This window comes from Bacillus sp. AFS031507, from assembly GCF_002584635.1.
In the GTDB taxonomy this organism is placed as follows: domain Bacteria; phylum Bacillota; class Bacilli; order Bacillales; family Cytobacillaceae; genus Neobacillus.
The window spans coordinates 244,539-257,853 of the sequence record NZ_NUOW01000025.1 but is presented as its reverse complement, the minus strand read 5'-3'; the positions used below and the strand labels follow the sequence as shown (position 1 = coordinate 257,853).

The following is a 13,315-nucleotide window of genomic DNA, read 5'->3' as shown; positions in this document are numbered from 1 at the left end:
TAGAAAAAGACTAGTTCTCTTTTTTCACAACTTGATCATTATTTTCATATACCAGCCAATCTGATCCATTGATTTTGTTGGAACCATCAATGATTTTCTGCTTGACTCTTTTCCATTCTGAGCCAGTTAATAACGTAGGTTGATAATCATTTCTCGAGGAAACCGAAGAAATCGAAAATGGAATCACATTAATTTCTTTGGCATCTGAAAGTACTCCATTTTTCAAATGAAAGGTTTGTTGAAAAACAAACGTATCCTTGTCACTTGGATTTCTATTCCCGCCAAACATAAAGTTGCCGAGACTATAGACAATAAATTTCCCTTTGTATTCTTCAATCCCTTGGACTACATGAGGATGATGTCCAAGTATAAGGTCTGCACCGCTATCGATGGTAAACCGTGCTAATGACTTTTGAGAGCTGTCAGGGACATAATGCCGTTCACTGCCCCAATGATAATGAACGAGAACAATTTGGGCACCTTGTGCCCGTAAATCCTTAATATCCTGCTCCACCTGACTGCGTATTTCTGGTGTGTCCGCCCACCCCTCATAACCTAAAGCGCCAATTTTCGAATCTTTGACAGTCGTAATATATTTATGATCATAACCAAAGTAACCAATTTTCTCATTTTGCAATGAAGTTATAGTATCCTGATAGCCTTTATCTAGGTAATCATGGATATGATTATTTGCTAGATTTACCGCTTCAATTCCGCCCAATTCTAAAATTTTCGCATAGGATGGATCACCTTTAAAACGAAATGTCTTCACCGCTTTTTGGGTTGCATTTGTTAGTGTCGTTTCCAAATTGACCGTTGTGAAATCATCATTTAAAAAAATATTATCCAAGCCTTTGACAAAATACGCTAGTCCATTGTCAGAAGCTGCTTTGATGAAGGAAGAACTATAATTAAATGATTCATCCGACCCAAGTGTAAAATCACCAGCAGCACTTATTTTTATCGTTGTTTCTTTAACTGGTTCAGGTTTTACTTCCGGTTTAGTTCCTTGCTTTGGTTCCTCTTTTATCTTCTTAACAGGTTTTTCCTTAATCTTGGTTGTTTTTGAAACAGCATTCTTTTCCTTCATACTACTATTTAAGTAAAAACCACCAGTAATAAGTAATATAACCGCAATGATAATGAACGGTACCAATGATTTCATTTTTCCTCGTTTTTTGTCTTTTCTACTCATCATAGTACCAATTACCCCTTTTATTTACTGAACTTTCCTAATTCTACAATAAGTTCAAAATTTCCTCTATAAAAAAATAACCCACGTTAGTTTCCTTTAGGAAGACAACATGGGTTTTTTTGGAGTAGTTATTTTTACATTCGCGAGAATTCTTCTACTAATTCACCAAACCGTTTCATAGAATTTTCAATTGGATATGGAGTAGTTAGGTCGACGCCGGTCTTTTTTAACAGTTCAAGCGGAAAATCCGAACTACCGCTCTTTAAGAATTCCAAATAGGAAGTTAGCGTTTCTTGGTCGCCTTCAAGAATCTTAGTCGCCAAATGAATCGCAGATGCAAATCCTGTGGCATACTTGTAAACATAGAATGGGCGGTAGAAATGAGGGATTCTGGACCATCCAAATTTTACTTCCTCATCAAAGACAACCTCATCCCCGTTGTATTCCCGGAATAGTGTCTCATAGGTTTGATTAAATACTTCCACATTTAAAGGCAGCCCCTTTTCAGCCATTTCATGTGTCTTCATCTCAAACTCGGCAAACATGACTTGTGTGAAAAATGTCCCCTTAAATTGATCGATAAAATGATTAACTAAATGTTTTCGAACATCAGGATCTTTCTCGTTGTTTAGTAAATAGTTAATTAACAGAACTTCATTGACGGTTGACGCCACTTCGGCCACAAAGATGCTGTAACGAGCCGTAATCTGTGGCTGGTACTGCGAACTCAGCCGGCTGTGGACACCATGCCCGCATTCATGGACCAGCGTGAATAAACTGTCCAAATCATCCTGATGATTTAAGAGAATATAGGGATGGACCCCATAGACACCAAGATTGTAGGCACCTGACCGCTTCCCAGGTGTTTCCCTAACATCAAGATAACGAGCATCTTTAAACTCCTTAAGCATCTGGATATAATCTTCCCCGAGCGGTGCTAAAGCTTTACACATCGTGTCATAGGCTTCATCATATGAAATCACTTGTTTGACTCCACTGACAAGCGGGACACTCATATCATATTGACGTAGTTCATCTAGCTCCAATTTTTCTCTGCGGATGCGTGAATATTGATGGAGTGGACCGATATTTTGTTTGGTTGTTTTGATTAGATTCTCATAGACTTCTTTTGGTACCTTATCCCCAAATAATGCCTTTTCTAATGCAGAAGGATATTGTCGGATTTTAGCAGTTGTCACATTATTTTTGATAGCGGCGGATAGGGTGGCGGCAATCGAATTTTTCAATTGCAGGTATGGTTGATAATAAGCTTTATAGGCCTCTCTTCGCTTTTCACGATCTTTTTCTTCGATTAATTTTGAATACATGCCCCTTGTTAATTCCACCCGTTCCCCGTTATCACTGGTTACTTCCCCAAACTTAATATCAGCGTTATTCATCATTCCAAAGATATTACCTGGGGCCGAGAGTGCTTCACCTAATTGGGAAAGAACTGCTTCCTGTTCCTTTGTTAATACATGCTGCTTGTATCGAAACGACTCCCATAAATCCTCTTCAAAGTAATCCAGCCTCTTTTCAGATGATATGTACCCTGATAAAGTCTTTTCATCCAGGCTTAATAAATAAGGCATAAAGAAAGAGGTGGCAGCACTAACCTTAACACTCAGTTGTTTTGCTCTGTCTAAGTGGGACTGTGCCTGGGTATCCCTTGTATTTTCATCTACACTCAACATAGCATAGGCATAAACTTTGTTGAATAGAAAAGATAACTCTTCTCTTTGCTTAAGATATTGATATAGTGAGTGTCCGTCTTGAATGGTACCATCATATTGTTTTAGGTTAGCTGCCATCTTTTCTATTAGCAGATAATCTTCTTCCCATTTCTTGATATCCGAATAAATATCAGTTAAGTTCCACTTTTCATGCGCTGGGACTTCTTTTCGATTTGTATAGGTTACCATTTATCCAATTCGCTCCTCTCAATGTAAAAAATTACAATCAACTTATACTCTCTATCATAATAAATCTATTCTTAAATTCCTATTCGTAAACCTTAAAAAAGAAGAACAAAAAAAGCAGGCCATTAATTTTGACCTACTTCTTAAATAATACTTATATGGTTAATTCTTTCTCAATCACCGCTAATCTTTCCTTTACCTCATCTTCGCTTAAACCGTGTTGTGCAACATAACGGTTGCGAGGATGAACCCGGCACTCATGCGAACAGCTTCGTAAGTGTTTATGTTCGTTTTCCTCAGAGCAAAGAATTTTTCGATTACATGCTGGGTTAGCACAATTTACGTAGCGCTCGCAAGGCTCACCAGTGTAATAATCCTTCCCGACAACTACGTGCTCTTTTTGATTAACAGGAACACTTATTCGCTCATCGAAAACATAGAGCTGACCATCCCATAAATCCCCTTTAACTTCTGGGTCTTTTCCGTAGGTAACAATTCCGCCCTCTAGTTGCGATACATCCTCAAAGCCTTCTTTCAATAACCAGCCTGAGAATTTTTCACAACGAATGCCACCCGTGCAATAGGTAAGTATCTTTTTGCCTTCAAACTCCTGCTTATTTTCTCTTATCCATTGTGGGAGGTCACGGAAGTTAAGAATATCCGGTCTTACAGCCCCTCTAAAATGACCTAAATCATATTCATAATCATTTCGAGCATCGATGACAACCGTATCTTCCTTTTGCATTTCCGCAAAGAATTCTTTTGGTTTCAAATGCTTACCGGTTTGCCAATTGGGGTTCACGTCATCTTCCAAACGCAAAGTAACAAGCTCCGGTCTAAACCGTACCTTCATTTTTTTGAAAGCATGCTCGGACACTTCATCAATTTTAAAAATAGTTCCTGCAAAAAGTGGATGCTCATCCATATATTTCATGTAAGCGTCAGTTTGTTCAATGGTGCCTGACACCGTTCCATTAATTCCTTCCGCCGCAATGATAATTCGACCCTTGAGACCTAGTTCATTACAGTAGTTAAGATGTTCCTGGGTCACTTCTTCAGGATTCTCTATTGAGACATATTTATAATACAATAACACTCTATAGTCTTGATTCATGTTTACCACCTTACAATTTTATATATATTAAATACATAATTTTTAACATTAACCTTATGATTATAGCAAAAACCAACAAATAAATTCAAATTATTTTACTCTTCGAAGGCTGCTGTACCTATATAGGTTGATATTACCAACCGTTCTTGCTCGTTTTTTCTGTTACAATTTTTTATATGAGAAATAATAAGGAGGAACACAATCTATGAATAAACGTCATCTCCTCCTTGGTCTGGTAATTGCGGTGACCTTCATTGGAGGAATACTAACTGGAGTCATTTTCACTAAAAATAATGAAAAGCAAGATCGTCCCAATACGCAAATATTAGAAGATGCACCTAAATCGGCCATTAAGCCAAATTCAAAAGAACTCCCTAAATTGAAGAAGGCATCATCAAAAGTGATGATCGGCTATGTTCAGGATTTTCGTGATCCAAACATGGTTGATTATTCCAAATTAACACATGTCATTTTCTCCTTTGTTCATCCTACTAAGGATGGAGGAATTTTATTTAATGGTGATCAAGCTTTAAAAAACCTTAGAGCTGTTGTTAAAAATGCAAAAAAGCATGACACGAAAGTGATGCTGGCGATTGGTGGATGGTACCACATCAAGGGTGGAGAATCCTATAATTATTTTAAACCGGCGATTTCTGATCCTAAATCAAGGGCAAAGCTAGTTAAAGAGCTTACTAATATCGCAGTCCGTGAAAAGCTGGATGGGATAGATATCGATTTTGAACACCCTCGTTCAACAGAGGATGCACAAAATCTCTCTGCTTTTGCGAAAGAGTTAAGTGCCCAGCTTCATCCAAAAAAGAAAGAGCTATCCATTGCTGTTAATTCAAAGATTCATGCGGTAACGTTAACGGAAGTAGCCTTTATTCAGTATGATCCATCTATGTTCAAAACGGTAGACCATGTTAATATTATGGCGTACGATGGTCAGTATGACGGAAGTTACAATGCGGCAAATTTATCGCCCTATCCCTATACAGAGAAAATCGTAAACTATTGGACGAACCTATTTGAAACTCAGAAACTTTCAAAGGAAAAATTAGTATTGGGCGTCCCGTCTTACGCCACACCGGAAGATCCTAAAATCAAACAGGTATCCTTTGCTGCAATAATTAACAATAATCCTGCCAATGCTGGAAAGGACACTGTTCAAATGAATGGTACGACCTACCATTATAATGGCGGTGTTACGATGATAAAAAAAACACGTCTGGCCCTCGATCACGGCTTTGGCGGCATGATGATGTGGGAAGTTGGTCTTGATGCACAAGGGTCACATAGTCTGACAGGGACAATTTTTACAGAACTTAAAGCATTGGGTAAAGAACCAGTTAAATATTATACTGCAAATGGATATTAACAAGAAAAGGCTGTTCCCACAGGATCGGCCTTTTTTCGGACGTCAATAGCCTCCATACCTTCGACTGAAGCCTCATTCCCCTTTTCAAACAACTAGGTGCCTGACACCCATTTTGACACGAAATTGTAATAAATATTGGTATTTGTCGTATATTTTTCCAAACTTTTTGAAGGAGATTGTCGAAAAAGAGAGAATCAAGTTAAGGAGGTTAAATAAAGGAGGAAATAGATATGAAGAAATTGCTAACAGTTTTATGTGGAATCATTATTGCATTATCGTTGTTTGTGACTACTGGGAATACGGCAAAAGCAGAAGAGTTAGTGCAAGCACCAGAAGAATCCCATGAATGTGGTTGCGTTGTTTCACAAGTTTTTGGAGCTGAAAAAAATAAAATTGTTGCTGATTTAATAAGTAGTCAAGAGTTTAAGAATGTAAAACACTCGTTTAAAAGCGACGGATATAGATGGAGAGGAATAAAAAATATCGAGGTATTTATCAATCATACGATGGGAGAAATGATAATGGTCGGAGTACCTTTTAATAAGGAGGATGGAACTATAGAGATGGCTGTTTTTTTTAATGGTATTTATATGGATCCAAACCTTCTTGGAAATTAATATTTTATTAATAAAAAAATCCTTCCCAAGGAAGGATTTTTATGTTGCTTTCATTGGTACAGATCACCCAAACTGCCAACCACTATGACTGAGGTTTCCATATCGAAAACTGCGATGCAGCAAAGTAGCTTTTTGACTATCATCGGCTGCTCCCATCGCATAGAAAATCGGGATGAAGTGTTCATTGCCATAGCGAGGTACGGCATATTCAGCATTTGGAGCAAGTGAATCATACTTAAATAAGGAATCCAAATCCCAATTATTCAGATGGGTTGCCAACCAATCATCAAACTCAAGAGCCCATTGATCAATCTCGTTATCTGCCCATTTCACCGCGCGGAGATTGTGCACTGTTCCCCCGCTTGCAATAATTAAAACATCATTAGCTCGTAATGCCGATAAACTTTTGCCGATTTTATATTGTTCCTCTGGTTTAAGTTTCGGGTTGACTGACATCGCAATGACCGGTATATCAGCATCTGGATAAAGTAGACGAAGAACCACCCATGCCCCATGATCCAAGCCGCGTTTTGATTCGACATCAAATGGAACACCGTTTTTTGCAAACAGATCCTTAATTTCTTGTGAAAGCTGCGGATTACCTTGAGCTGGATACTTAATCTGGTATAAAGCTGGATCAAATCCACCGAAATCATAAATAGTATCATACGTATCAACTTCGCTTACTTTTTGCATTGAAGATTCCCAATGGGCCGAAAACAAGATAATTGCCTTTGGGCGGGGCAGATTTTGCCCGAGTTGATTTAGAAACTGAGTATATTCATTGTTCTCAACCGCAAGTAAAGGTGCACCATGAGCAATAAAAAATGATGGCATCATACTACTTCCCCCTCTTTATGATTAATTTCTTGTTAATGAAGTTGAATCTGTTCGTTGACCTTTAAAAATAATCTGATCTAATGCAAACATTTTGCTGCCATTGATGGCAATAAACACAGCCATCGCCATTAAAGCTAAATCTAATTCATAACCAGCCATTTGTCCATTCCCTAAAAAGCCTATAGCTAGTTTCACTTTGATTGTTGCACCAATCATTAACAAAGCCAATAAAGCTGAAACGATTCTACTGCCTAAACCTAAAACTAATGCAGCTCCACCGATCATTTCTACTAAAGCAACACCATATGCTAAGAATCCAGGTAAACCAATGCTTTCAAACCATCCTACGATATTTTCGATTCCGCCTTGGAATTTAACTAACCCATGAACAAAAAACGTCACACCTAATATTACTCTTAAAATTAATGTACTTGCCTCATATTTTTTTAACATTATTATTTCCCCTTTTTAGTAAATTTGTTTTTATTTCTCCACTTTTTCTAATAACCATTGCGTGAAATCTTTATGGTTTTCTACTGATACTGAATGTCCTTCTTGATACGTTTTAAAAGTTACCATCGCCCCGAGCTTACGAAAATATTCGTTATTAGCTAGACCCCATTCAAATGGAAGCACCTGATCCATCTCACCATGTGAAATAAACAAGGATAATTGTTCGACGGGCAGAATGTTGTACTCTTCTTTGACAAAAGCAGGTACGTAACCGCTGAGGGCAATTATACCCTTGATCCGATTTCCCAGTGATAGGCCAAGCGCCATAGAAAGGATTGCTCCTTGGCTAAAGCCGAGTAAGAATATCTGACTCTCATCAATCGAGTATTCGCTGCAGGCGTAATCAATAAAACTAGTCAGTTTACTAATTCCTTCATCGAACACTTCCCGATGAGGTTTTCCATATCCCTGAATAGTAAAATATGCATAGCCTGGCGGCTGCGAAAGATGCCCGCGGACACTAAAAATAAAGAAGTAGTCTTCTAACCCGTTAACCAAAGACAGCATATTTTGTTCATTACTTCCAATTCCATGCATTAGAAACAGTGCAGGATATTTTTTACCAGGTTCAATTTGTGCTGGTCGACGAAGTTCATAAATCATCGGTGAATTCAATTCCATCATCCTTTCTTAAAAAATTCACTCCTAATACCATTAGGGTGGCTGTTTATTTGAATACTTAACCTCTATAAAAGGTAAATATCTTCTAACGGTATCAACCCTTAAATACAAATAAATAAAAATGATTCATATTAAGAAACAAATAGGCAAAAAAAGAAGATGGCTCACTTGTTTTTATATATGAATATTTATTGTTTATAGGATAACAAAGAACTAGTCAGATTGTCAATAAATATTTTCTAATATAAAAATTTGTTTCACATTAGAAAACACATAAAAAGAGAAACCGAATTGGTTTCTCTAAATGGTATCGATAATCTTTCAAGATACTTATATAGTAGACACAAAATCCTTTATCTCTTTAATCAGATCATGTGGATTCTCATACATACTCATATGACCGGAATCTTTTATGATTGATTGTTTAATATTCGCTCTGCTGACCGAAAATGTCTTTTCTGCCGGAATGATTTGATCTTGTTCACCTGCGATTAATAGAACGGGCATGGTAGAAGCTTCTAATACTTGATTACGGTCAGGACGGTCTTTCATTGCATTTAATGCATCGATCGCGCCCTCTGCGGAAGTAGTATAGCCTATTTCCATTGCTGCTCCAACATAATTCTCATCCTGGTTAACAGGCGAGAATAGTTTCGGTACCAAGCCGTCGATAAGCGAATAAATGCCTGACTGGTTTACTTTCTCAATATTTGACAGCCTGCCTTTTTTCGCTTCCTCCGAATCTGGAAAGGCCGTGGAATGAATGAGCGAAAAGCCGTTTAATTGATTGCTGTACTTTTCTGCAAAGGCCAGGGTGATATAGCCGCCTAAAGAGTGACCAAACATCGTTACTTCCTGTAAATTTAATTCAGCCAAAAGGTTTTTTACTTGATCCGCAAGATTCTCAATCGTACTGCTTCCTTTTAGAGGTCCTGACTGTCCATGTCCCGGAAGATCAAGAGCAATCACTCGGCAGCTGTCTGACAACACAGGAATAACATGTTCCCAGTAACGGGAGCTTCCACAAAAACCGTGCAAAAGAACGATTGGTTTCCCTTCACCCTTATCTATGTAGGCTATCGTTGAATCTTGAAGCGTAACTTTCTTAGATTCCATATTGGTACCAGCTCCTTTTCATTTTTATTTTATTCAAAATTGCTGCTTACTAGTTTTCATTACTAAATATTCGAGTCTTCCTTGGTATTTCCTTTAAAAATCTTCACTTTCAAAAAGAGAGAGCATAATTGCCCTCTCTTTAACTTTTCTATATTTAACTTTTCAACTAATTTGCTCTTCACTATTATCAATACTCAGTAAGGTTCTTTTACTTGGAATTTGCGTTAAATTTGATTTTTTCAATAAATACGTTAAATGTTCAATCGGCATGGAACCGTGACCTTTGCTATCTGCAAGTATGAATTGGACAGTAACACCATTATAACTTTTGACAGTCATTGTCTCAGCTGAATTAAAAAAACCTTTAATACCTTGTGAAATTTGATATTTCATACCTTCTTCAATTAACATTAGATTACTCCTTTTTATATGTTTTTCATAGGTAGTATGCCAAGAAAGATTTTATACATACATAATTTTCCCAATTGAATCAGGAAAAAATAAAAGAGAGATTAATTAATCCCTCTCAGACCAAGGCATATTACTCTCCCTTTTCCTCTTCTTCGTCCATTATTTCATCAAATGCTGCAGACACCTTTTCGAACTCTTCATCACTTTCAATCGCGGAAAAATCACCATCTTCATCTACCTTCAGAAAGAAGATATCAATATCTTCATCGGATTCTTGTGCGACATCTTCAGCAAATCCGACAGCCACATATTCATTTCCTTCTATAGTCATTACCCCTAGCACTTCCACTTCTTGTTCTTCGCCGGTTTCATCGCTAATGGTAAAAATTTCGCCTACTTCAATTTTACTCATCTATACGTTCCCCTTTCATATAAAAAGTATATACTTAACACAGTATCCCTAAAAAGATTAGTTTTCATTCGAAAACATGGTTTACCACTACATATTCGACAAAAATCTAATATAATAAGTTTATAAAGCTTTCTAAGGAGAATCTCAATGAATCAAAAACAGCTAGAAGAAAAGATTATCGAAAACTATCGCGGTGAAGAGAAAATGATGATTCTTGTATTTGCTCAATGGTGCGTGAATCATGATCTTGATCCGGAAGAGTTATATTTGCGAGCCTATCCGAATCAGTCTACCAATCCTACCTTAAAAGAAGCCATTGAGCTAACCGTTTCGAAAGAAGAAGCGGGAGAAGTAGGTGACCAGACGTTGCTCGGTGTATTAGCGTTGTTTGGCAATGATGATCTGGCTTTTGTTGTTACGGAGGAGTTAAACAAACTGAAAAAATAAGTTTTGTGTGATTTTCGGGTGGTTATGTGCAGATTAGAAAGGTTTTTGTGCAGAATTTCACGGCAGATATAACAAAAAAAGCAGACATACTCTCGGGGCTTATGTCTGCTTTTTGTCATTAATAATGATACTCTCTGTTAACTGGTGAAGGCTTCAGTAAGAAATCCTTTAAAGCCTCCCTATTTGCCTCTATGTTTATTTCAAGAACAGCTCCAGCATGAGGATAGGTTTTATTTACATAGCTATTTTGGATTGGGATCCGTAACCTATCGATATTCTTGATTGGATAAAAGACCAGTTTAGATAAAACTGATAATATCTCTCCTTTGTCCATATCTGACTCTACATGATTTAAACTCTCCTCCACAAAATCTGGAAGAGCTGCTAACGACTCAATATGACTAAACTTATTTTTTAATTGTTCCTTTACCTTGACAATGACTTCCTGTTGTCGTTTCACTCGGCCAAAATCACTCTCGTCATCATGTCTAAACCGGACATATTTTAACAATTCTCTTCCTTTCAGCGCATTTTCTCCAGGCTTTACGTCCATTTTGAAATCGTCAATCATCTTTTGACTAACATTCACAGTTATACCTTCTGGAGCAATCAGGTCAATGAAGTTCGCAAACCCTTCAAAATCAATCGAAACGGAGTGGTCCACTTTAATTCCGAAATTATCATTAATCGTCTTTTTTAATAATTCATTTCCGCCGATAAAATAGGCCATGTTAAGCTTGTCGTACCCTTTTGGATGCCCGGGAATTTTGACATAACTGTCTCTCATCAAGGAAATTAACTTGATATTACCTTCTTTAGGAACATATTGGGCAATAATGATTGCATCTGAGAAGGATTGAGGTTCGCCTCTAGAATCGCTGCCAATTAAAAGAAAATTCATGATTCCTTTTGAATCTTTATGTGTACTGTCTTCAATTTTTGATGGTGAAGAGGGTTGAACTTGATTTTGATCACTTAAATCTCCCGCTGAACAACCTCCTAATAACAAGGAAAGTACAATTAATTTGATTAATTTCACACTTTTCACCAACTTTCAATAATATTCGCTCAAAAATAAAAGTTGCTACCATCTTAATTTCTCATTTATTACTTTTGTTTATTCTTCCTACCATTATCTTTCCTATTTTCTATCCTTGGAAAATTTGCATAAAAATTCCTATTCTACACAAAATAAAAAAAAATATTTTGAGGGATACCAATGACACCCAAGGCAGAACAACCAGGCAAGGAAGGAACTCCGCAAAAATCTAACGAACAAGATTGGCTCCAACGTTTATCAAAATCAAATGACTTTGTTCATGAGCATACTTCCATAAAAGAAGATCATCCTTTTTGGCTTTCGTATTATCGCACACTGATTTCATCTGACATCCTCCATCAGGATGTTTTGCCCTTTTTGAATGAGCAGCTATCATTAGAGGAATTAAAAAGTGTTATACCTGTACAAGAAATTCTTTGTACAAATGATCCTAAGGTAATCATTGAAAACCTGATGCGGGGATTCTTGGTGATACAAAAGCATGACCAAGATAAAGATTGTCTATTAATTAACATTGCTAACAGTAAATTCCGTGATGTTAGTATAGCAATGATGGAATCGTCGACAGTTGGACCACAAGTTGGTTTTATTGAAGAATTAGACACCAATATTAATCTTATTCGAAAGCGATTACCTGTCCCTGAATTGCTTGTCATCGAAATGAAAGTCGGCGAACTTTCAAAAACAAATGTTGCCGTTATCTATATGGATGGGATTGCGGATCCGGAAAATGTGAACACGGTAGTTCAAAGAATCAACGATGTTCAATATGATCATATCCAGGACAGTGCTTATCTTTCTTCAATGATTGAGGACAATACGAATTCCTTGTTCCCCCAATCGATTTCAACTGAGCGAGTAGATCGTGTAGCTGCAGGGTTAACGGAAGGCAAAATAATCATTGCAGTGGATGGTTCCCCAAATCTAGTCCTTGTTCCAGTTACTTTAGTTGAATCGTTTATTGCGATGGAAGATTATAGTTATTCTTGGATTATTGGAAATTTCTTTCGACTCTTACGCTTTGGTGCTATGTTCATTTCTGGGCTTGCTAGTCCATTGTATGTAGCGATCATGACGTATCATTATGAATTGATTCCTGCCCCATTGCTCGAAACTCTAGTTGGTTCAAGGGTAACTGTTCCTTTTCCTCCTTTTTTAGAGGCATTAATGTTAGAAATCATGATTGAAATGGTAAAAGAAGCAGGGATTCGTTTGCCCTTTAAAATCGGACAATCTCTTGGGGTTGTGGGTGGTATTGTTATCGGACAGGCAGTGGTTGAAGCGGGGTTAACTAGTAATGTATTGCTTATTTTAGTAGGGCTCGGTACCTTAGCTTCCTATACGGCGCCGGTTTATAAATTTAGCAACACTGTTCGGTTTTTTAAGTTTCCAGTAATTATTCTTTCCCAATGGTTTGGATTGTTTGGGGTGTTTTTAGGATTCCAATTTACAGCTATCCATTTAATACGGTTAACTTCTCTCGGGCGTCCTTATTTAAGCATGTACCCAATACGATCAACATCCTTTCAAGACCTTTGGTTTAGACTTCCTTTTTCTAAGCAGTTAGAAAACCCAACCACCCTTAGACCACAAAAGAAAAGAAAATCAACTGGGAGTCGAGAAAACCCAGAACCAATGAACGATTTTTATGAATAAATCGTAAAGGGGTATT

At 37.3% G+C, this 13,315-nt stretch carries 14 protein-coding genes; 4 read left to right on the top strand and 10 right to left on the bottom strand.

Annotated elements, in window-relative coordinates; translation table 11 throughout:
- Positions 1–10 precede the first annotated feature (10 nt).
- From COE25_RS22585 to trhO, 3 genes are all read right to left on the bottom strand, one after another.
- On the bottom strand, positions 11–1,198 hold the full coding sequence (locus tag COE25_RS22585; protein ID WP_257208926.1) for a CapA family protein: 1,188 nt from the start codon (positions 1,196–1,198) through the stop codon (positions 11–13).
- A gap of 131 nt (positions 1,199–1,329) precedes the next feature.
- A complete protein-coding gene (pepF, locus tag COE25_RS22580) occupies positions 1,330–3,117 on the bottom strand; it encodes an oligoendopeptidase F (RefSeq protein ID WP_098934216.1) in 1,788 nt (595 codons plus the stop codon).
- A gap of 151 nt (positions 3,118–3,268) precedes the next feature.
- A complete protein-coding gene (gene trhO / locus COE25_RS22575; protein ID WP_088087847.1) occupies positions 3,269–4,228 on the bottom strand; it encodes an oxygen-dependent tRNA uridine(34) hydroxylase TrhO in 960 nt (319 codons plus the stop codon).
- A gap of 205 nt (positions 4,229–4,433) precedes the next feature.
- Here trhO and COE25_RS22570 point away from each other — a divergent pair, with 205 nt between their 5' ends.
- Together COE25_RS22570 and COE25_RS22565 are read left to right on the top strand one after the other, a co-directional pair.
- Positions 4,434–5,606: a glycosyl hydrolase family 18 protein gene (locus COE25_RS22570; RefSeq protein ID WP_098934215.1), complete on the top strand. Its 1,173-nt coding sequence runs from the start codon at positions 4,434–4,436 to the stop codon at positions 5,604–5,606.
- Between the two features lie 230 nt (positions 5,607–5,836).
- Positions 5,837–6,223 carry a hypothetical protein gene (locus COE25_RS22565; protein WP_098934214.1) on the top strand — a complete coding sequence of 129 codons (387 nt, stop codon included), beginning with the start codon at positions 5,837–5,839 and terminating at the stop codon, positions 6,221–6,223.
- A 63-nt stretch (positions 6,224–6,286) separates the two neighbouring features.
- Here COE25_RS22565 and COE25_RS22560 read toward each other — a convergent pair whose 3' ends face one another.
- The 6 genes from COE25_RS22560 to COE25_RS22535 all read right to left on the bottom strand — a co-directional run bounded on the left by COE25_RS22560 (position 6,287) and on the right by COE25_RS22535 (position 10,136).
- Positions 6,287–7,063 (bottom strand): dioxygenase family protein, encoded by a 777-nt coding sequence (locus COE25_RS22560; RefSeq protein WP_098934213.1) that lies wholly within the window; start codon positions 7,061–7,063, stop codon positions 6,287–6,289.
- 21 nt (positions 7,064–7,084) lie between these two features.
- The gene (locus COE25_RS22555; RefSeq protein WP_088087851.1) at positions 7,085–7,516 is read right to left on the bottom strand and encodes a DoxX family protein; all 432 of its coding nucleotides are present in this window, start codon (positions 7,514–7,516) and stop codon (positions 7,085–7,087) included.
- A 30-nt stretch (positions 7,517–7,546) separates the two neighbouring features.
- Positions 7,547–8,197 (bottom strand): alpha/beta hydrolase, encoded by a 651-nt coding sequence (locus tag COE25_RS22550; protein ID WP_373605369.1) that lies wholly within the window; start codon positions 8,195–8,197, stop codon positions 7,547–7,549.
- 330 nt (positions 8,198–8,527) lie between these two features.
- Positions 8,528–9,313, bottom strand: coding sequence for an alpha/beta fold hydrolase (locus COE25_RS22545; protein ID WP_098934212.1), 786 nt, complete (start codon positions 9,311–9,313; stop codon positions 8,528–8,530).
- A gap of 162 nt (positions 9,314–9,475) precedes the next feature.
- Positions 9,476–9,724, bottom strand: a complete 249-nt coding sequence (locus tag COE25_RS22540) for a hypothetical protein (protein WP_088087853.1) — start codon at positions 9,722–9,724, stop codon at positions 9,476–9,478.
- Between the two features lie 130 nt (positions 9,725–9,854).
- The gene (locus COE25_RS22535; RefSeq protein WP_088087854.1) at positions 9,855–10,136 is read right to left on the bottom strand and encodes a DUF1292 domain-containing protein; all 282 of its coding nucleotides are present in this window, start codon (positions 10,134–10,136) and stop codon (positions 9,855–9,857) included.
- A 147-nt stretch (positions 10,137–10,283) separates the two neighbouring features.
- Here COE25_RS22535 and COE25_RS22530 point away from each other — a divergent pair, with 147 nt between their 5' ends.
- On the top strand, positions 10,284–10,583 hold the full coding sequence (locus COE25_RS22530; protein WP_098934211.1) for a hypothetical protein: 300 nt from the start codon (positions 10,284–10,286) through the stop codon (positions 10,581–10,583).
- 118 nt (positions 10,584–10,701) lie between these two features.
- Here COE25_RS22530 and COE25_RS22525 read toward each other — a convergent pair whose 3' ends face one another.
- Positions 10,702–11,622, bottom strand: coding sequence for an LCP family protein (locus COE25_RS22525; RefSeq protein ID WP_098934210.1), 921 nt, complete (start codon positions 11,620–11,622; stop codon positions 10,702–10,704).
- Positions 11,623–11,802: 180 nt separating this feature from the next.
- On the opposite strand from COE25_RS22525, the gene COE25_RS22520 reads away from it, so the two are divergent.
- Entirely contained in the window at positions 11,803–13,299 is a 1,497-nt protein-coding gene (locus COE25_RS22520) for a spore germination protein (RefSeq protein ID WP_098934209.1), read from the top strand.
- The last annotated feature ends 16 nt before the right edge of the window (positions 13,300–13,315 follow it).